We start from the raw sequence: 19681 nt of genomic DNA, 5'->3' as shown, positions 1-19681 counted from the left end.
ATGACCGCGCACCCCGGACTGTCCGGCCTCCGCGGCGACGCCGCGCCCGAGCCCGCGTCCTCGACGCCGAAGTGGGCGGGCCTGGCGTGGGCGCTGCTGATCCTCAACACGCTCGGCTCGACCGGCGCGAAGACGGTCCTTCCGCTGCCGCGGTCGGTCAGCCAGCTGGTCACCATGGGCTCGCTGATGACGGCCTTCGTGATCGCACTGGCCCTGAACAAGCACCTGCGGATCCGCCCGAGCGCGTACTTGACGCTGCTGACGGCCCTCCTGGGCGCCAGCATCCTCTCCAGCGCCGACCTGCAGGAAGGCTTCGGCGCGCTGTTCCGGTGCTTCCGGCTCACCGTGTTCGTCTCCACGCTTTGGTTGCTGACCCGCTGGTGGGACGGCGGGTTCAGCTTCGTCCGGTACCACATCCGCACGTACGCGGTCGTGCTCGCGTCGGTGGCGATCGGCCTGGTGATCTCGCCCGGCAACGCGATGCCGGAGGAGTACGGCGGCCGGCTTTCGGGCGCGGTCTGGCCGCTGACCCCGCCGCAGATCGGCCAGTACGCGGCGGTCATTTCCGGGCTCACGCTCCTCCTCTGGTTCGGGCGCCGCACAACTTGGCGCAGCGCGCTGATGATCGTGGTGCCGGTGCTGGGATTGCTGCTGCTCACCCACACCCGCACGGCGACGCTCGGTCTCGTCGCCGGTCTGGCGGTGGCCTTCCTGTCGATGGTGCTGACCAGTGCCCGCGCGAGGAAGGTGTTCGCGTGGACGGTCGGCGTCGGCGGGGTGGCCGGCGTGGTGCTCGCGGGCGCGCTGCAGACGTGGTTCCTCCGTGGACAGAGCGCGGACAACTTCTCCAGCCTGACCGGCCGCGCGAAGGTGTGGGACGCGCTGCTGGAGGCCCCGCGGACGACGGCCGAGTACATCTTCGGGGTCGGCCTGACCGACAAGTCCTACGACGGCCTCCCGATCGACAACAGCTGGCTCGCGATCTACCACGAGCAGGGTTTCGTCGGGATCGCCCTGGTGGCGGGCTTCCTCCTCACCTTGGTCGTGGTGGCCGTGCTGCGGCCACCGTCACTGGCTCGCGCGTGCGCGATCTTCCTGATCACCTATTGCATTTCGGCCTCCTACACCGAAGCGGGACTCGGCGACGCGTCGCCGTACCTGCTGCACTTGGCGGTCGCCGCGTCACTGCTGGTCCGCGGGGTGCCGCAGTCCGACGAACAAGCATTCATCCCGGCGAAGGGGGCAGACGTGCGAGGTGCAGGCGCGTGAAGGTGCTCGTGGTGCACAACCGGTACCGCTCCGAGCAGCCGAGCGGCGAGAACAACGTCGTCGACGCCGAGGTGACGCTGCTCGCCGAGGGCGGGCACCAGGTGTCGCTGTTCGAACGCCGCAGCGACGACATCGCGGCGATGCCGTTGCCCCGCAAGGCCGCGGTGCCGCTGATGGTGCCGTGGAACCCGGCCGTGCGGAAGGAGCTCGCCGCCCGGCTGCGGACCTCGAGCCCGGACGTCGTGCACATCCACAACACGTTCCCGCTGCTGTCGCCGTCGGTGGTCGCCGCGTGCGCGGACGCGGGGGTGCCCGCGGTCGCGACGCTGCACAACTACACGATGGTCTGCCCACCCGGCACGCTCCACCGCGACGGCCGCATCTGCACCGAGTGCGTCGGCGGCTCACCCCTGCCGGCGGTCAAGCACGGCTGTTACCGCGGTTCGACCGCGGCCACGCTCCCGATGGCGGCGAGCATGGTCGCGAACCGGCGCCGGTGGTGGACGGGCATTTCCCGGTTCTTCTGCATTTCGGCGGCGCAACGTGACCTCCTGGTGTCGGCCGGCATGCCCGGCGAGCGGATGGCGGTGAAGCACAACTTCGTCACCGACCCCGGCGTCCGCCGCACCGGCGCCGGTAAGCACGTGCTTTTCCTCGGCCGCGTCACCGAGGAAAAGGGGGTAGGCCTGCTGATGCGGGCCTGGGAGCGCCTCGACGGCGCCCTCGGCGTCCCGCTGATCATCGCGGGCACCGGCCCGATGCAGGACGAGGTCGCGGCCTGGGCGGCCGGCCGCCCTGACGTCTCCTACGTCGGGCTCCGGAACAAGGCGGAATGCCGTGCCCTGACCGCCGACGCGGTCGCGGTGGTCGCGCCCTCGACGTGGCTGGAGGCCTTCGGCCTGGTCGTGGTCGAGGCGATGGCCGCCGGCGTGCCGACGGTCGCCGCCGCGCACGGGGCATTCCCCGAGCTGGTCGACGACGGCGTGACCGGACTCCTGCACGTCCCGGACGACGCAGCCTCCCTCGCGGACCGCCTGCGCGCTGTCGCCGGCGACCGCAACGCAGACATGGGCGACGCGGCCCGCGTCCGGTACGAGAAGGACTTCACACCCGCGGTCGGGCTCGACCGCTTGATCGCCGGGTACGAGGCGGCGATCGAGGCGTGAGGCAGCTGGTCCGGACGGCGCCCGCGGCCCTGCCGGCCGTGCTGCGCACCCCGCTGGCGATGACGGCTGCCCTGGCGACGGCGGTGCTCGTCGCGCTCGGCATCCTGCACTTCCACGACTCCGGCCTGACCGGCATCGACGCAGCCATCCTGCCTTCGCTCTACCCGGTCCAGCCGCCGTGGCGGTACGTCGCCCTGGCCGTCGACTTCGGGGGCGAGCCGGTGGGGTCGGTGATCCTGATCGGTCTCCTTTCGGTGGTGTGCTGGCTGGTCCGCCGGGTCCGGACGGCCGTGCTGACGGTGGTGGGTGTCGTGGTCACGGTGGCGGTGACGACGGTGCTGAAGCCGGTGGTCGGCCGCACCATCCACGGCGAGTTCCTGTCGTACCCGAGCGGGCACACGGCCTTGGCGACCGCGCTCGCGCTCGTCGTAGCGCTGTTGCTCACCGAGCGACTGGGGCTGGGGCGCGCGGCCGGGCTCGCGCTTGCGCTGGGCCTGGCGTTGGTGGCCGGGCTGGTGATGGGGTGGGCCGAGGTCGCGTTGGGCGCGCACTACCCCACGGACGCCCTCGGGGGATTTTGTGCCGCGCTGGCCGCGGTCCCCGCGACTGCTTGGGTTCTGGACCGTGTGGCCGACCGGCTCTGAGAACAAGACCGGTTGCTCCGTTGATCCGCGCTGAGGACGCGCGCTCGCGGGACGGCTGATCCGGGGAACATCGAGTGGTGTTCACCGTTCTGGTACGGGTGGGCTGAGAAATTCGTCCACTGTGGACGCGGTGGTCGGTCGAGGCGGTCATGTCTCCGACGGTACCGAACAGGCGTGCGAACGCCAGTCGCTGAAACGGGTGAACCGACGCGTCCGAAATTCTCCGTTCGCGACTTTTCCTTTGTAGTGCAAGAGAAAAGTCGGCTCGCGGCGCGAAGCGTTGTGGAAATTGTCGGACCCGGTCGGCAAGCTCGTGATCAGCAGTCGGCGGGCCCACCGCCGAACGAAGAGCATTCGTCCTGCGAGTAGGGCTTTGCCTGCCAGCCCGCAGCGTCGACCGTCCTGGAGGTGTCATGCGCCACGAACGTCCACGGCCCGGAGTACACATTGTCGTGCCACCGGTTGGCCTGCCGGAACGTGATGGCCTCTTCGATCACCGTTCCCTTGTACGGCGACCAGTCCGGGAACGTCCCGTAGTTCGACAGCAGGGCCATCCGCCCGCAGAGGCTCGTGCAGCCGACGCGGCCGGCGTCGAACTTGAAGGTGTTGCCGTGGATCTCCACCCGCTGCGTCTTCCAGCGGCAGTCGTCGTAGGCCGGGGCCTTCTCGATCGTGCCCGCGGCGCACGAAGACTTTGCCGCCGGCTTGGTGCAGTAGCCCGTGGACGTGTTCGCCGGGCTGTTGCAGAAGCGGTCGGCGTTCTCCCACAACGTGATCCCGGCCCAGTTGTCCTCGAACGTGTTGCCGCTGATGTCGACGGCGGACGTCCGGGCCTGCACGCGCGGGTCGCCGCCCGATTCCGACAGGTACACCGTCGCCACCGGGAAGTTGTCGCCGCGCGCCGCGAACGCGCGGCCCTGCACCAGGGTGTTGCCGCGGAAGGTGTTGCCGCGCAGCACCAGGTTGTAGCTGGTCTCGTAGAACAGCGCCTCGGCGTCGTTGGCCTCGAACAGGTTGTCCTCGACGAGGAAGTCGTTGTTGTTCGTGTCCGCCCACAGCCCGGCACCGTGGTTCCCGTGGACCCAGTTGCCGCGGATGTCGGCGCCGTTCACGGCCCAGAACTTGGCGCCGCCGCTGCAGCCGCAGCCCGGCACCTTGGCCTCCCAGTCGCCGGTGTTGTTGCCGGTGATCTCGTTGCCCTCCAGCACGAGCCCGGTGATGCCGTCGCCCGCTTGGTAGGCGTTGAGCCCGTACTGGCCGTTGTTGCGCAGGCAGCTGTGCCGCACGACCTGGCCGGCGCCGGCCATCAGCCCCGCGCCCGCGTTGGCCTCGATGGTGGTGTTCTCGATGAGCCAGCCGTCGCCGGAGTCGTGGTTGACCACGCCCTGGTCCTGCAGCGCGGCGAACCCGCGGACGGTGAGGCCCCGGAGCTGGACGTCGCGGGCCCGCTGGGTGAAGGCCGCCCGGTTGACGCCGCGGCCGTCCACGACCGCGCCCGGCGCCCCGAGGTAGACGTCGCCGTCCTTGGGGGCGACCTGGCCGAACTCGTCCTTGCCGAGTGTGTGGGTGCCGGGCCGGAGCCAGAACGTCGTGCCCGCCGGGTGCGCCGCCGTCTTGGCCGCGAGGTCACCGTCGACGGCGGGGTCGACGGTGACGGCTCCGGAGGGTGGCCGGCCGTACTCGGCGGGTTGGTGGTCGCACACTGGCTGCGGTCCGTCGGCGGCTCCCGCGATCGCCGGGCACGCCACGGCGATCAGGAGCGAGCAAGCAGCGACGAGAACCGCACGAGATCTGCCCATGGCAGGAAGTTACGCACGAACGGGCCGGAAAACAGTCACCCTCAAGTGTCCTCATCGGACCCAACGGGTGAATCCGGCCCGTCCGTGCGGGGATCAGGCGAACTTGCGGAACACGGGCTGCACCGGACGCCCGCCCATCCACGGCGCCGGGTCGTTCGCGTCGAGGGCCTTCCGGTACACCGTGCAGGCCTGGGCGACGACGTCGATGGTCTTGTCGATGTCCGCTTCGGTGAGCGCGGCGCTGACCACGAAGGACGGTCCGAGCACCCCGCCGCCGATCAGCTCGCGCAGGAACAGCGTCCGGTACGGCTGGGACGGCTTCCCCTGCTCGTCGAGCGTGCCGAAGACCAGGTTGCTGGCCCGGCCGCGGACGACCACGTGGTCCTCGACGCCGATGCCGGCCGCCACCTCGCGGACGCCGGCGGCGAGCCGGTCGCCGAGGGCGTGCAGGCGCCCGATGACGTCTTCGTCGCGGTAGACGTCCATGACCGCCATCGCGGCGGCCAGCGAGTGGGTCTCCGCGCCGTGCGTGGTGGAGAGCAGGAACACCCGCTCCCGCTCGGTGCGCAGGCCGCCGATCTCCATCAGCTCCCGCTTGCCCGCCAGCGCCGACACCGCGAAGCCGTTGCCGAGCGCCTTGCCGAACGTCGAGAGGTCGGGCGTGACGCCGTAGAGGCCCTGCGCGCCCTGGGCGGACCACCGGAAGCCGGTGATCATCTCGTCGAAGACCAGGACGACGCCGTGCCGCGTGGTGAGTTCGCGCAGGCCCTGCAAGTACCCCGGCGGCGGTTCGACCGCCGCGGCCGCCTCCAGGATCATGCACGCGATCTCGCCCTCGTGGCGCTGCAGCAGCTCCTCCGCGGCCTGCAGGTCGCCGTACGGGAAGGACACCACCGCTTCCGTCGTCTCGTCCGGGATGCCCGCGTTCATCGGCGTGGTGCCGATGAACCAGTCGTCGGTGGAGAAGAAGGCGTGGTCGGCGCACTTGGCGACCAGCCGGCGGCCGGTGGCCGCGCGGGCCAGCCGGACCGCGGCCGTCGTCGCGTCCGAGCCGTTCTTGGTGAACTTCACCATGTCGGCCGTCGGCACGTTCTCGAGGAACCGCTCGGCGGCCTCGGCCTCGATGATCGACGGCCGGATGAAGTTGCTGCCCTTCTCCAGCTCGCCGCGCACCGCTTCGATCACCCGCGGGTGGGCGTGGCCCAGGCTGACCGCTCTCAGCCCGGCGCCGTACTCGATGTATTCGTTCCCGTCGACGTCCCAGACGTGGCCGCCGCGGCCGTGCGAGATGACCGGGGCCATCCCTTCGGGATACTGGTCCGAGCCCTTGGCGTAGGTGTGCGCACCGCCCGGGATGACCCGGTGCAGCCGCTCGTTCGCCGTCGTGGAGCGGGGCAGGTTCGTTCCCATGTCGTGGTTCACCTCGTTGGTTTCAACGCCTCTCCGAGAGAGGGCGCCCGTTCGTCCCGGTCACTGACCATTGTGACCGACAGTGGCCACGAAATGTCCAATTCAGGGTCTTTGTACGAAATCGTAATGTCCTCTTCAGGATCGTGCGCCCGATCGATACGGTACGAAACGTCAGAGGGATCGGTGAGTGACTGGAATCCGTGTGCGCAGCCCGCGGGGATGTACAAAGAAACCTGGGTATCACCGGAAAGTTCGAAGGTTTTCACATTCCGGAACGTCGGCGAATCCGGTCGGAGATCCACGACGACGTCGAAGATGGCGCCGTGGGAACACCGCACCAGCTTCGCCTCGCCGGCCCCGCCACGCAGGTGCATCCCGCGGACCACGCCTTTGCGCGAACGGGAAAGACTGTCCTGGACGAAGCCGTCCGGGTCGATTCCCACCGAGGCGACGACGTCGCGGTCGAACGTCCGGCTGAAGAAGCCGCGCTGGTCCGCGTGCGGGGTGGGTTCGAACAGATACGCACCGTCGATCTCGGGCACCGGAATCGCCTTCATCGCGCACCCCCGAAGAGGGCCGCCGAAAGGGCGGCGAACTGGTCCTTGAGCCGCTGGGCGTTCATCTCGTTCCGTTCCTGGAGCGTCTGGCGCAGTTCGGCCGAGCGGTTCTCGAGTTCGGTGAACTGCTCGACGAGCCGGTCGAAGGCGACGGTCTTCGCCCGCTGGGTGAAGCCGTCGAGGCCCATCTCCGCCATGAGGACGTCGTTCTTCGGCGCGTAGCCGATCGCCACGGTCGGTTTCGCGACCTTCAGGGCGCAGAGCACGTTGTGGTAGCGCGTGGCCACCACGCTGTCCACCGCGGCCATCTCGTGCATCAGCTCGTCCAGGGTCTCCGCCGGAGCCGCCGTCACCAGCGGGGAAGCGGTCTTCTCGATGATCTCGTCGACGACCTGCCGGTCGATCTGATCACCGATGAACAGCCGGACGGGTCTGCCCTGGTCAACGAGCCAGGCGACGAAACGGTTCATCGTGTCCACGTAGTGGCGGTAGATGCGGTCGGCCTCGGTGCGGTCGTCGTTGCCGCCGTAGTAGGCCATCACCCCGACGCCGACGGTGCCCGGCTTACCGCCGGCGGCCGGGGTGGGGAGGGAGAACGCGAGGTCGGGGTAGACCTGGTCGGCACTCGTGTCGACGCCCATGGCGCGCATGGCGTCGCGGGAGATGTCGTCGCGGTAGGAGCGGTACGCGGCCAGCCGGCCGGACCAGCGGACCAGCGTCCGGGTCGCCTGCGCGCTGATGTGGTTCGCACCCACGCAGACGAGGGCCACCTTGGTGCCGAAGAGGCGCCCGGTGGCGGAGAGGAGGAAGAGCGAATACGGGAAACCCCACGGACGCAGCGGAAGCGTCGCTTCGAGGACACCCATGCCGGGCACGATGACGACGTCCTGCTTGCGGACCCAGGCGGCCGTTCGGCCGATGTCGACCAGCTTGCCGAGTCCCTTGAGGACGATCGACCGGAGGCCGGACGCCGTCTCGTACTCGGCCTGGTTCCAGTGCAGCGGCGTGGTGTCGACGCCGTACCGCGCGCGGACGATGTCCGGGCCGCCCACCAGGCCGGTCAGGACCGCGTCCGGGTACTCGGCGCGCAGGTAGCCGAGCACGGCTTCGAGGGAACCGTCGTTGCCGAGGTTCCCCGAGCCGAGCAGGCCGAACACGCCGACGCGGGGCCGACGCTTCACGCGAGCCTGCCTTCCCGGCCGGCCACGATCTCGTTGACCGTGGCGACGTCCGAGGCGGTCGGCGCGCGGTCCTCGACGCGCTCGCCGTGGCCGGAGCGGGCCCGGTTGGTCAGCCAGGCGCCGAGGTGGCCGAAGCACTCGCGCTTGTCGGCCGCCGAGATCGGCGCGCGGCGGATCAGGTCCGCGAACCCGTACACGTACTCGCCGAGCAGGCGGACGGTGGGATTCCGGAGCCGGTTCGCGCGCCGCGGGTCCAGATTCGCGCACCGGCTCCGGATGGTCGGGTTGGCCCGTTCCGCGCGGCCGGGGTGGTCGCGGCGGAAGTAGAGCAGCTCGGGCACCTGGTGGAACGGGCCGTGCAGGGCCATCTCGGCCGAGTACGTCCGGTCGGCGTGGTGGTAGCTGTCGAGCGGCTTGACGCGGCGGAGGACGTCGGCGCGGATGACGCCGTAGAAGTCGTCGCCGCCCGGCTCGAACAGGATGCTGCGGAAGCGGTCCGGCGCGTGCGGGGATGCCGTGTCCAGCGTGTACTGCAGCGGCTGGACGATGCGGCCGTCGCCGTCGATGATCGCCTGGTCGCAGTGGGCCAGGATGATGTCCGGGCGCTCGTCGAGGGCTTCGATGCACCGCTTGAGCAGGTCGCGGGCATACAGGTCGTCGTGGGAGACCCACTTGAAGAGCTCGGTGCGGGAGACGTCGAACACGAAGTTGTGGTTCGGCGTCGCGCCGATGTTCTTCGGCTGGCGGACGTAGCGGATCCGCGAGTCCTTCTCGGCGTAGCGGCGGCAGATCTCGTCGGTGCCGTCGGTGGAGGCGTTGTCCGAGATGATCAGCTCGAAGTCTTCGTAGGTCTGGCCGAGCAGGGCGTCCAGCGACTCGGCGAGGTACTCCTCGCCGTTGTACACCGGGAGGCCGAGGCTCAGCCGCGGGACGGTGGTCATGGAGTCCTCATTCCTTGATCGGCTCTTTGATCGGCTCGAACACCACGGTGGGCTCGTCGGCCCCCGGCGGCACGTACTCGCGCAGCCCGGCCCGCAGCTGGAACCACCAGACGACGGATCCGCTGAGGGTGGCCGTCGCGACGCCCCACGCGGACCCGGACGCGCCGCCGAGGAACGCGCCGGCGATGCCGAAGGTGACGTAGAACAGGGACGCGACCAGCTGCGAGCGCAGGCTCCGCTTGGCCGCGCCGAGGGCGCGCAGGCCGGCGGCCGCGCCCGTGGCGAAGCTCGCGCCGACGACGGCGAGGGTCACCGGGAGGATCAGCGGGGACGACGAGTCCCAGACCGAACCCATCACCCAGCGGCCGGCGCTGTCGGGCACGAGGAGGAGCAGGCCGAGGCCCCAGCACAGGGCGGCGCCCGCTTGGCCGCCGCCGAGGATCATGCAGAAGTGCTTCAGCCGGTGCGGCGCCCGCTGAAGCACCCGTGCGCCCTCGGCGACGGTGACCAGGGACAGCCCCATGAGCAGGGCCAGGAACGGGCCGAGGAGCTGCTCGGCGCCGCGGACCGCGCCGACGGCCGTGATCCCGGCGATGGCGCCGAGGCCGTACGCGCGCAGCTGCGACGCACCGCTGTTGCTGACGTTCTCGACGAGGTACCGGACGCTGAGGTCGCGCTGCGTCCGGAGCCAGCCGAGCATCTCGCGCGGGTGCGGGAGGATCCTCGTCTGGAACCCGCCGTACAGGGCCGCGACCGCGCCGGACAGGCCCCAGGCCAGCACGAACGCGACCACCGTGTGGATCTGGGCGGCGACGTAGAGCGCCGGGATCAGGGCCACGCCCCACACGCAGTCGTTGACGAACGCCTTCTTGCCCGCGCCGCGCGCGAAGAACGCGAAGCGCCAGGCGTCCTGGAGGAGCAGGCCCGGCAGCACCACGGCGAGCGCGACGAACGCGTTGCCGAGCGGGCCGCCCGCGGCCAGGCCGGCCACGAGACTGACCAGGCCGGTCGCGCAGCCGACGCCGATCGCGGTGCCGGACGCGCTCGCCACCCCGACCCGCCACCGGTCCTCCGGGACGGCGCTGAAGCGCACCATCAGGGGGTCGGTGGCGAGGCCGCGGGAGACGTTGAGCACCACGCCGTAGGTGACCCAGGCGAGGCTGAAGATGCCGAACGCGAACGTGCCGAGCGAGCGGGCCACGTACAGCCCGACGGCGAAGTTGGTCAGGCTGGACACGGCCTGGTCGCCGAGGCCCCAGCTCAACCGTCCGGCCATCGCGCGAACCGCGCCCGACCGGAAGATCGAGCGCGGGGTACGGCGATGGTTGGCCACGTCGCTCACTCCTTGACCAGGCCGGCGTCGTGGAGCGCCCGGGCCGCGACGTCGACGATGTCGAAGGGCAGGCCGGCGCGCTCGGCGATGTCGAGCAGGCTGTGCGAACCGTCGGAGAGGTTGAGCACCCACAGCATCGCCATCTGGGCCTGCTTGGCGTCGCTGCGGCCGCCGAGCGAGTCGTACAGCCCGCGCTTGCCGAGCTGGGGCTCGCCGTACGGGCTCAGATTCACGTACCGGCGGTTGCGGTCCAGGACGCCGAAGGCGTCGAGAAGCGCGCTGAGGGTGTCCTCCATGGCCGCGGGCGACACAAAGCTCGGGTTGTCCGCCGAGGTGTGGTACTCCGGGTAGCCCGCGTACGGCGTGCGCGTCAGGGAGCCGACGCCGAGGTTGAAGCCCGGCGAGCAGAACTGGCGCTCGTCGTAGCCGTACGGCGAGAAGTCGACGACCCGGTGCTCCCGCGATCGCAGGACGTGCTGCATGACGCGGTCGATCTCGGCGTCGTCGCGGCGGGACTTCTTGTACGTCAGCGACCCCGGGTCGCCCGCGCACGCCAGCACGAGGCCGTGCCGGACCTTGTCGATCCGGGAAGCGTTGCGCGCCAGCCAGGTGATCGAGCCGATCGTGCCCGGCATGAACAGGAACCGGTAGGTGTAGTGGGGCTGGGAGAGAGCCAGCTGCTGGGCCAGCGAGATGGCCACCGCGATGCCGGCGAGGTTGTCGTTCGCCAGCGACGGGTGGCACACGTGGCAGGACACGATGACCTCGTCGGTGACGCGGCCGGGCACGACGTGCTCGGCGTAGGTCAGCGAGCCGTCGGCCAGCGTCGAGTCGATGACGACGTCGTATTCGCCGTCGGGGAGCGCGTCGAGCTTCTCCTGGGCGAGGCAGAATCCCCAGGCCGGGGCGTAGTAGCTGGTCCGGTAGGGCACCCACGACGGCTGGTCCGGCAGCGTGTGCAGGTGCTCCCGCAGCTCGCTCAGCGGCATCCGCTGCCGCACCGGGACGCTGTACCCGACGACGTGCAGGTTCAGCTCCTGGAAGTCGATCACGCGCTCACCCGAAGGCGCGGCGACGTAGGCGTCCCGGATGTTCCACTCCTGCGGGATCGTCCAGTCCAGCACCGCGGTGCCGGTCGGGACCTCGTGCCGCTCCAGCGCGATGTGCTCGCCGATGATGTCCAAGGTCTGCCGCACGCCGTCGCCGGTGATGCTGCGGCAGATCGGGTACAGCCGCTCGACCAGGGCGTGCAGCTCCGCCCCGGTCCGCAGCTGCGGGCCCGCCACTACTTCCGCCGCAGGGTGGTGTCGACGCGGCCGGCTTCGCCCTCGCTCTTCAGCCAGGCCAGCCGGGTGAACAGCTGCTGGAACGACTCGCGGGTCAGCCCGAACTTGCGGTAGGCCTCGATGAGCTCGACGGCGCCGTCCTTGACCGACCAGTCGCAGGCGAAGCCGGGGACCGCCGCGCGGAAGCGCGAGAAGTCGACCCGGTAGGAGCGCGGGTCGGCGCCCGCCTCGCCGGTGATGTTCAGCGTCGAACCCGGCACGGCCTCGACGACCTCCTGGGCGATCTCGGCGACCGTGACGTTGTTCTCCTCGGTGCCGATGTTGAAGGCCTTGTTGTGCACGGCCTCCTTCGGCGCGGACAACGCAGCCGCGAACGCGCGCGCGATGTCCTGGGCGTGCACCAGCGGGCGCCACGGCGTGCCGTCCGAGAGCACCAGCACCTCGCCGGACAGGTGGGCGTGCGCGGTCAGGTTGTTCAGCACGATGTCGCCGCGCAGGCGGGGCGAGTAGCCGAACGCGGTCGCGTTGCGCATGTACACCGGCGTGAAGTCGTCGTCGGCGAGCTCGTGGACGTCGGCCTCGACACGCACCTTCGACTCCGCGTACGGCGTCACCGGGCGCAGCGGGGCGTCCTCGTCGACGAGGTTGTCGCCGCCCGCGCCGTACACCGAGCAGGTCGACGCGTAGATGTACCGCTTGACGCCCGCGTCCTTCGCCAGCTTCGCGAGCTTCACCGACGCGTGGTGGTTGATGTCGTAGGTCAGCTCCGGCGCGAGCGAGCCCAGCGGGTCGTTCGACAGCGCGGCCAGGTGGATCACGGCGTCGAAGCCTTCGACGTGCGAAGCCGTGACGTCCCGCAGGTCGACGACGTGCCCGGCCGGGTCGGCGGGGGCGGGCCCGAGCAGGCAGTCCTCGAACAGCCCGGAGTCCAGGCCGGTGACTTCGTGGCCGGCGGCGGCGAGCACCGGGGCCATCACCGTCCCCAGGTAGCCCTTGTGCCCCGTCAGCAACACCCGCATCGGATTCAGCCCTTCAGATCGAGAGTGAGTTTCTTGACGAAAAACGCTTCGGCGTACTTCGCGGCGGCTTCGATCCCGCGGATCCGGGCCAGTCCGAGGAACGCCTCGCGGTCGTACCAGGGCCGGTGCCGCTGCGAGGCGTAGTGCGCCTGCAGCAGCCGGACCTTCTTCTCCGCGAGCTCGTCGGACAGCGGCTGGTACACCGACGGGCGGCCGAGGTCGCCGTCCCACTTGACGATCTCGTAGCCGAGCGTCAGGTGGTCGCGGAACGCCGTCGGCACCAGCTTCGCGAGCCCGCGGTGGTCCTGGTGCGCGTCGTCGGTGCGCGGCGCCAGGATGACGTCCGGGTCGGTCCGCCGCCGCAGGTCTTCGAGGGCGTTCTTGGCCTCTTCCCAGTGGGCCGGGAAGCGCCCGTCCCGCAGCTTCAGCACCGTGACGTCGACGTCCGCGCCGGGGCAGAACGCCGCCAGCGCGGCCCGCTCCTCGTCCTCGCGGTCGGTGCCGCCGCCGGAGAGGACCAGGGCGTCGACCCGCAGGCCGGGCCGGGAGGAACACAGCGTCAGCAGCGTGCCGCCGGCGCCGATCGCGATGTCGTCGCAGTGCGCACCGAGTGCGACGACGCTGCCGAGCCGATCCGGTCGGAGCCCGATCACGCGGTGCTCGCGGCCGGGCGCTCCCACAGCGCCCAGGGGCGGTCGCCGTGGCTGTAGGCGTAGTCCAGCGCCGCCCGCTCCTTGACCGTGTCGGTCGGCTTCCAGAACCCGCGGTACGGGTAGGCCAGCAGGCGGCCCTGCTTGGCCAGCTCGGCGCAGCCGTCGGCGACCAGGTCGCCGTTCTCGGGAATGTGGTCGAACACGTCCTGCCGCAGCACGAAGTAGCCGCCGTTCTCCCACAGCGGCATTTCGCTCACCGCGGTGATCGAGCCGACCATGCCGCCTTCGTCCATTTCGACGCAGTGGAACGACGACTGCGGCGGGACGACCATCATCGACGCGCCCGCGTCCGACTTCTCGAAGCGCTCGATCATCTCGGGCAGCGGCACGTCGGACAGGACGTCGGCGTAGTTCGCGAGGAACATCTCGTCGCCGTCGAGGTGGTCACGCACCCGCCGCAGCCGCTCGCCGATCGGCGACTCGATCCCGGTCTGCACGAAGGTGATCGTCCAGTCCGCGATGTCGGTCGAAAGCAGCTCGGCCTTGCCGCCCCGGAGGATGAAATCGTTCGAAATCGTTTCCTCGTAGGACAGGAAGAAGTTCTTGATGTGCGCCGCGCCGTAGCCGAGGCACAGGATGAATTCGGTGTGGCCGAAATGCGCGTAGTACCGCATGACGTGCCAGATGAGCGGTCTCGGACCGACCATCGCCATCGGCTTCGGGACGTCGTCGGCCGCGCCGTTGCGCATCCGCATCCCGTAGCCACCGCAGAAGAGGACGACCTTCACTTCACTGCACCTCGACGATTTCCAGGTGGGGGATCGGGAACACGAGCTTGCCGCCCCAGGACCCGATGTGGGAGAGCTGTTCGGTCAGTTCCTCCCGGAGGTTCCACGGGAGGACGAGCACGTAGTCCGGCCGGTCCGCGTCGATCCGTTCCGGGGGCAGCACCGGGATGCGCGTGCCCGGGGTGAAGCGCCCGTGCTTGTACGGGTTGCGGTCGACCGTGTACTGCAGCAGGTCCGTCCGGATGCCGCAGTGGTTCAGCAGGGTGTTGCCCTTGCCCGGGGCGCCGTAGCCGACGACGGTCTTCCCGTCGTTGCGCGCCTCGATGAGGAACTTCAGCAGGTCCAGCCGCACGCGGGTGACGCGCTCGGCGAACTCGGTGTACCCGGACAGCTCGTGCAGCCCGGCGGCCTTTTCGCGCTCCAGCACGTCGGTCATCCGCTCGCTGGGCTCGCCCGCGACACCGTCGGGGCGCGCCCAAAGCCGGATCGACCCGCCGTGCGTCGGCAGCAGCTCGACGTCGACCACGGTCAGCCCGCCGGTCGCGAGGGCGCGGCGCGCGGATTCGACCGTGTAGTACTGGAAGTGCTCGTGGTAGATCGTGTCGTACTGGTTCTTTTCGATCAGCGTGAGCAGGTGCTGGACCTCGATGGAGACCCAGCCGTCGTCGGCGACGAGCGCCCGCAGGCCCTTCGTGAAGCCGAGGACGTCGGGGATGTGCGCGTAGACGTTGTTCGCGGCGACGAGGTCCGCCGGCCCGTGCTCCTCGCGCACCTTCAGGCCGGTTTCCTCGGAGAGGAAGGCCGTCAGGGTGGGCACGCCGGCGTCGCGCGCCGCCTGCCCGACGTTCACCGAAGGTTCCACGCCCAGACACCGGATCCCGTGCCCGACGACGTGCTGGAGCAGGTACCCGTCGTTGCTCGCCACCTCGACGACGAACGACTTCTCGCCGAGCCCGAGCCGCTCGACCGCGCCGTCGACGAACCGCTTCGCGTGCTCGACCCACGACGTCGAGAAGGACGAGAAGTACGCGTACTCGGTGAAGGTGTCGTCGGGGTCGATCAGCGGCGGGATCTGGGCGAGCCAGCAGTCGGTGCAGACCTTCAGGTGCAGCGGGAAGGTGGCTTCCGGTTCGTCGAGCTGCTCCGCCGGCAAAAATCGCTCACACGGGGGAGTCGCGCCGAGGTCGACGACACTGGCCGTATTTGTCGAACCGCAGAGTCGACATGTGGTCATCTACCAGGCTCCTTGGCTCGCGGTCGCGATGTGCACCCAACACGTCGACCGGCGCCGGGAGGTCGTTACAGCGACGCGGGAGCCGCTGGTGGACCGATTCGGAACCGCAACCTGAACGGCCGGACTGTGGCCGGAATCACGAACCGTACCCGGCCGGACCCGTAACGTCCACAGTGGACGTGCTCCTAGGCTGGCCGGATGACCTCGGAATCCACCCCCCGCCTGAGCGGGTTCACGGGCGTGGTGCTGACGGCCCGCTTCCTCACCGAGCTGATGCTGCTGGGCGGGCTGGCCCTGGCCGGCACCCAGCTCGGCAGCGGGGTCGCGCTGGCGATCGTCGACGCGGTCCTGCTGCCGGTGGCGGCCGCCGCGCTCTGGGGTCTCTTCCTGGCGCCGCGGGCGCGCCGCCGCCTGCCGGAACCGGCCCGCTTCCTGCTGGAATTCGCCCTCTTCGGGGTCACCGGCGTGGTGCTCGCGCTGGTGGGCTGGCTGATCACCGGGATCGTGGTGGCGGTGACCGGGATCGGCGTCGCGGCCCTCACCCGGGTCGTCGCCAAGGACGGCTGAGCCCTCCCCGCCGGGTGGCGGAGAGGGCTCAGGACGACGGTCAGGAGATCTTCGCCGCCGCCGGGATGACGTCGGTGGCGAACTTCTCCAGGATCTCCGGCCGGTGGACGTGCGGGACCATGCCCAGCGCCACGTGGATGCCCAGGCCGTTCAGCCGCTCCAGCTCGGCCAGCAGCTCGCCGGATTTCTCACCGTTCTCGCCGATGTCGAGGATGTGGTAGACGGTCTTGGTGATCGAGTCGTAGTCGCGGCCCTCGTTCTCGCAGTGCTGCCGCAGCACGTCGAGCTTGCGCTCCAGCTCCGGCCCGTTGAACAGGTTGCACTGGTCGGCGTACTTCGCGACCAGCCGCAGCGTCTTCTTCTCCCCGCCGCCGCCGATCATGATCGGCGGCCGCGGCTCCGACAGCGCCTGGGGAACGTTCAGCAGCCGTTCGGCGTCGAAGTGCTTGCTCTTGAACGGCGCGTCACCGTCGGCCCACATCTGCAGCACGTACTGGAGGTTCTCCTCCAGCAGCTCGAAGCGCTCGGCCACGGACGGGAACGGGAAGCCGAGCCCGCGGGACTCCTCCTCGTTCCAGCCCGCGCCGATGCCGAGGATCGCGCGGCCGCCGGAGAGCACGTCCAGCGTCGTGATCGCCTTGGCCAGCAGGCCGGGGTGCCGGTAGAGGACCCCGGTGACGACGGTGAGCAGCTTGGCGCGCTCGGTGTGCGCCGCGATGAAGCCGAGGGTCGTGTACGCCTCGAGCATGTCGTTTTCGGTCGGGCCGACGCCGCCGATCTGGAAGAAGTGGTCCATCACGGCGATGGAGCCGAAGCCGGCCCGGTCGGCGGCGCGGACGACGGCGGCCAGGTCGGCGCCCAGCGCGGACGCCCCGTTCGGCCAGGTGAAGTCGGGGATCTGCAGTCCGAGTTCCATGTCCGCCGACCGTATACCTGGAGTCGCCCCAGGTGGCGGTCAGAAGTCGCGGACCAGGAAGAGGCGCCCGTGCAGGGGGTCGGTGACCCACACGGTGCGTGACCGCTGGTCGACCGCGACGTCGCCGGGGTTGACGCCCAGTGACAGCTCGCCGCTCAGCGTGCCCGCCGTGCCGTCGACGCGGGTGAGGCCGTTCTGGCCGCCGTTCGTGTACACCGTGTTCGTGCCCTGGTGCACGGCCAGCGCGGAGGATTCGCTGCGCAGCAGCACGGTCTTGCGCTCGGTGCGGGTCGCGGCGTCCACAATGGACATGTGGTGGATGCCGGAGTTCGCGACGTAGACCGTGCCGCTCGCCTGGTGCACGGCGACGCCGGTCGGGTTGCGCCCGACCTGCACCGAGGCGACGAACCGCCCGCTGTCGATCGAGAAGACCTCGACCGAATCGGAGGCGGTGCTCGCGCAGTAGGCCAGCTTGCGGCCGGAGTCGACGCCGATCCCGGCGAAGCCCGGCTTCGGGCCCGGCACGAGCGCGGCGAGCGTGCAGCTGACGCCGTCGAGCACGGCGAGCGTGCCGGTGGTGCCGCTGGCCGCGTAGACGCGGTTGGCCTCCTCGTCGACCGCCAGCGCCGACGCGCCGGCGCCCGCGCCGATCACGCTCACCAGGTCGTGCGTCCGGCTGTCCAGCACCACGACCGTGCCCGCCGGCGGGTTCGCGACGTAGATCCGGCCGGCCGCCGGGTCGGCCGCGACGTCGCCGGGCTCGCCGCCGACGTGGATCACGTCGACGACCGACACCCGGCGCGGATCCACCACGGAGACCGTCCCGGCCTGGGCGTCGGTGACGTACCCGAGGCCGGTGACCGGGTTCACCGCGACCCTGGCCGGCGCCCCGCCGAGGTCGAGGGACCGGACGTCCTCCGCGCGGGCCGTCCCGGGCAGGACGAGGGCGCCGGCACCCGCCGTGACCAGGGCGAACAGTGCTCGCCGGGGTAGCCGCGCACCGCCCATCGGCGCCTCCGCTCCTGATCATCTCGCCGTGCGAGCGTAACCCGCGGGATCGCCATGTGAAGGAACTTCGCGTCCCCCGATCGCGTTGTTTCCACTGGGTAACCCACTTGCAGAGCGGACGGAGGCGAGCGGACGTGCACGGGCACCAGAACGGACTCAAGACGGCATTGCTGCTCGGCCTGCTGTCGGCGATCATCGTCGCGCTCAGCGGGTTCTTCGGCCGGGGCGCGCTGGTCATCGGGCTGGTCGTGGCGCTGGGGATGAACGCGTTCGCCTACTTCAGCTCCGACAAGCTGGCGCTGCGCGCGATGCGGGCGCGGCCGGTGTCCGAGGTCGAGCAGCCCGCGATGTACCGGATCGTGCGCGAGCTCGCGCAGGTCGCCCGGCAGCCGATGCCGCAGCTCTACATCAGCCCGACGGTCGCGCCGAACGCGTTCGCGACCGGCCGCAACCCGCGGCACGCGGCGGTGTGCTGCACCACCGGCATCCTCGAGCTGCTCGACGAGCGCGAGCTGCGGGCGGTGCTCGGCCACGAGCTGTCGCACGTCTACAACCGCGACATCCTGATCTCGTGCGTGGCCGGCGCGCTGGCCAGCGTGATCAGCGTGCTCGCGAACATCGCGCTGTTCTTCGGCGGCAACAACCGCGACGGGAACCCCCTGCTCAGCCTCCTGCTGATCTTCGTCGGCCCGATCGCGGCGGCCGTCATACGGATGGGTGTCAGCCGGTCGAGGGAGTACCAGGCCGACGCGTCGGGTGCCCGGCTGACCGGCGACCCGCTGGGGCTGGCCTCGGCGCTGCGGAAGCTGGACGCCGGCACCCGGGCGCGGCCGCTGGTGGCCGAGCCGCAGCTGGTGTCGCAGTCGCACCTGATGATCGCGAACCCGTTCCGCCCGGGCGAGGGGCTGAGCAAGCTGTTCTCGACGCACCCGCCGATCGCCGACCGGATCGCGCGGCTGGAGGAGATGGCGCGCCGGCCGTTCTGAGCCTTCCGTCCTCTGTGGACCGGCTAGACCGACGCTCCCGCCGCTACGGCGACTGCCTTGACGTAGTCGCCGTAGCCGGACTTCGCCAGCTTCGCACCCAGCGCGTAGCACTCGTCGGCGTCGATGAAGCCCATGCGCAGCGCGATCTCCTCGAGGCAGGCGATGCGCACGCCCGTCCGGTGCTCCAGGACCTGCACGAACTGGCCGGCTTCGAGCAGCGAGTCGTGCGTGCCGGTGTCGAGCCAGGCGAAGCCGCGGCTGAGCTCGACGAGCGTGGCGCGGTCCTTCCGCAGGTAGGTCAGGTTGACGTCGGTGATTTCCAGCTCACCGCGCGCCGACGGCTTCAGCGCGCCGGCGATGTCGACGACCTCGTTGTCGTAGAAGTACAGGCCGGTGATCGCCTGGTTGGAGCGCGGCTTCAGCGGCTTCTCCTCGATGGTGATCAGCTTGCCCGCGTCGTCGACCTCGCCGACGCCGTAGCGCTCGGGGTCCTTGACCGGGTAGCCGAACAGGACGCAGCCGTCGAGCTCGCGCACGGCCTGCTGGAGGCGGCTCGAGAAGCCCTGGCCGTAGAAGATGTTGTCGCCGAGGACCAGCGCCACGTCGTCGTCGCCGATGAAGTCCGCGCCGATCACGAAGGCCTCGGCCAGGCCGTTCGGGCTCGGCTGCTCGGCGTAGGAGAAGGAGACGCCGAACTGGTCGCCGTTGCCAAGCAGCCTGCGGAACATCGGCAGGTCGGTGGGGGTGGAGATGACGAGGATCTCGCGGATCCCGGCCAGCATCAGCACCGAGATGGGGTAGTAGACCATCGGCTTGTCGTAGACCGGCAGCAGCTGCTTGGACACCGCCTGGGTGATCGGGTGCAGACGTGTCCCGCTGCCTCCGGCCAGCACGATCCCCTTCATGGACTGCCTCCCTTTCCCG

Annotated in this window: 19 protein-coding genes; 5 read left to right on the top strand and 14 right to left on the bottom strand. The window is 70.3% G+C overall.

Going from position 1 to position 19681, the window contains the following annotated elements; genetic code table 11:
- From H5965_RS03455 to H5965_RS03445, 3 genes are read left to right on the top strand one after another with little or no spacing between them, the layout of a single operon-like run.
- Nucleotides 1-1269 carry an O-antigen ligase domain-containing protein gene (locus H5965_RS03455; protein WP_310967845.1) on the top strand — a complete coding sequence of 423 codons (1269 nt, stop codon included), beginning with the start codon at nt 1-3 and terminating at the stop codon, nt 1267-1269.
- A complete protein-coding gene (locus H5965_RS03450) occupies nt 1266-2435 on the top strand; it encodes a glycosyltransferase family 4 protein (RefSeq protein WP_310967844.1) in 1170 nt (389 codons plus the stop codon). The genes H5965_RS03455 and H5965_RS03450 overlap by 4 nt, the downstream gene beginning before the upstream one ends.
- On the top strand, nt 2432-3079 hold the full coding sequence (locus H5965_RS03445) for a phosphatase PAP2 family protein (RefSeq protein ID WP_310967843.1): 648 nt from the start codon (nt 2432-2434) through the stop codon (nt 3077-3079). Before H5965_RS03450 ends, H5965_RS03445 begins: the two co-directional genes overlap by 4 nt.
- A 317-nt stretch (nt 3080-3396) precedes the next feature.
- On the opposite strand, the gene H5965_RS03440 is transcribed toward H5965_RS03445, so the two are convergent.
- The 11 genes from H5965_RS03440 to H5965_RS03390 form a co-directional block, all read right to left on the bottom strand.
- Nucleotides 3397-4878 carry a right-handed parallel beta-helix repeat-containing protein gene (locus H5965_RS03440; RefSeq protein WP_310967842.1) on the bottom strand — a complete coding sequence of 494 codons (1482 nt, stop codon included), beginning with the start codon at nt 4876-4878 and terminating at the stop codon, nt 3397-3399.
- Nucleotides 4879-4971: 93 nt separating this feature from the next.
- A complete protein-coding gene (locus tag H5965_RS03435) occupies nt 4972-6288 on the bottom strand; it encodes a glutamate-1-semialdehyde 2,1-aminomutase (protein WP_310967841.1) in 1317 nt (438 codons plus the stop codon).
- A gap of 8 nt (nt 6289-6296) precedes the next feature.
- Nucleotides 6297-6845, bottom strand: coding sequence for a dTDP-4-dehydrorhamnose 3,5-epimerase (gene rfbC / locus H5965_RS03430; RefSeq protein WP_310967840.1), 549 nt, complete (start codon nt 6843-6845; stop codon nt 6297-6299).
- Nucleotides 6842-8026, bottom strand: coding sequence for a polysaccharide pyruvyl transferase family protein (locus H5965_RS03425; RefSeq protein ID WP_310967839.1), 1185 nt, complete (start codon nt 8024-8026; stop codon nt 6842-6844). Before H5965_RS03425 ends, rfbC begins: the two co-directional genes overlap by 4 nt.
- Entirely contained in the window at nt 8023-8967 is a 945-nt protein-coding gene (locus tag H5965_RS03420) for a glycosyltransferase family 2 protein (protein ID WP_310967838.1), read from the bottom strand. Before H5965_RS03420 ends, H5965_RS03425 begins: the two co-directional genes overlap by 4 nt.
- Before the next feature lie 7 nt (nt 8968-8974).
- On the bottom strand, nt 8975-10300 hold the full coding sequence (locus H5965_RS03415; RefSeq protein WP_310967837.1) for a hypothetical protein: 1326 nt from the start codon (nt 10298-10300) through the stop codon (nt 8975-8977).
- Nucleotides 10301-10305: 5 nt separating this feature from the next.
- Nucleotides 10306-11586 (bottom strand): DUF4910 domain-containing protein, encoded by a 1281-nt coding sequence (locus H5965_RS03410; protein WP_310967836.1) that lies wholly within the window; start codon nt 11584-11586, stop codon nt 10306-10308.
- Complete coding sequence (locus H5965_RS03405; protein ID WP_310967835.1) at nt 11586-12605, bottom strand: SDR family oxidoreductase; 1020 nt, start codon at nt 12603-12605, stop codon at nt 11586-11588. The genes H5965_RS03410 and H5965_RS03405 overlap by 1 nt, the downstream gene beginning before the upstream one ends.
- Nucleotides 12606-12610: 5 nt before the next feature.
- A complete protein-coding gene (locus tag H5965_RS03400; protein ID WP_310967834.1) occupies nt 12611-13258 on the bottom strand; it encodes a PIG-L deacetylase family protein in 648 nt (215 codons plus the stop codon).
- Nucleotides 13255-14046: a sugar phosphate nucleotidyltransferase gene (locus H5965_RS03395; RefSeq protein WP_310967833.1), complete on the bottom strand. Its 792-nt coding sequence runs from the start codon at nt 14044-14046 to the stop codon at nt 13255-13257. Before H5965_RS03395 ends, H5965_RS03400 begins: the two co-directional genes overlap by 4 nt.
- A gap of 1 nt (nt 14047) precedes the next feature.
- Complete coding sequence (locus H5965_RS03390; RefSeq protein ID WP_310967832.1) at nt 14048-15280, bottom strand: class I SAM-dependent methyltransferase; 1233 nt, start codon at nt 15278-15280, stop codon at nt 14048-14050.
- A gap of 198 nt (nt 15281-15478) precedes the next feature.
- Here H5965_RS03390 and H5965_RS03385 point away from each other — a divergent pair, with 198 nt between their 5' ends.
- Entirely contained in the window at nt 15479-15847 is a 369-nt protein-coding gene (locus H5965_RS03385) for a YrdB family protein (RefSeq protein ID WP_310967831.1), read from the top strand.
- A gap of 40 nt (nt 15848-15887) precedes the next feature.
- Here the strand turns inward: H5965_RS03385 and H5965_RS03380 are convergent, their stop codons facing one another.
- Both H5965_RS03380 and H5965_RS03375 read right to left on the bottom strand, forming a co-directional pair.
- Nucleotides 15888-16763 (bottom strand): LLM class F420-dependent oxidoreductase, encoded by an 876-nt coding sequence (locus tag H5965_RS03380; RefSeq protein ID WP_310967830.1) that lies wholly within the window; start codon nt 16761-16763, stop codon nt 15888-15890.
- A 39-nt stretch (nt 16764-16802) separates the two neighbouring features.
- Nucleotides 16803-17771: a YncE family protein gene (locus tag H5965_RS03375; RefSeq protein ID WP_310967829.1), complete on the bottom strand. Its 969-nt coding sequence runs from the start codon at nt 17769-17771 to the stop codon at nt 16803-16805.
- A gap of 134 nt (nt 17772-17905) precedes the next feature.
- Between H5965_RS03375 and htpX the strand changes: the two genes are divergently transcribed.
- The gene (htpX, locus tag H5965_RS03370; protein WP_310967828.1) at nt 17906-18757 is read left to right on the top strand and encodes a zinc metalloprotease HtpX; all 852 of its coding nucleotides are present in this window, start codon (nt 17906-17908) and stop codon (nt 18755-18757) included.
- A gap of 23 nt (nt 18758-18780) precedes the next feature.
- Here htpX and rfbA read toward each other — a convergent pair whose 3' ends face one another.
- Nucleotides 18781-19662: a glucose-1-phosphate thymidylyltransferase RfbA gene (gene rfbA, locus H5965_RS03365; RefSeq protein ID WP_310967827.1), complete on the bottom strand. Its 882-nt coding sequence runs from the start codon at nt 19660-19662 to the stop codon at nt 18781-18783.
- Nucleotides 19663-19681 lie beyond the last annotated feature (19 nt).

It is taken from the genome of Amycolatopsis sp. 505 (genome assembly GCF_031625235.1).
Taxonomy (GTDB): Bacteria; Actinomycetota; Actinomycetes; order Mycobacteriales; family Pseudonocardiaceae; genus Amycolatopsis.
Note: the sequence above shows the minus strand (reverse complement) of the source record. Positions and strands in the feature narration are given on the sequence as shown.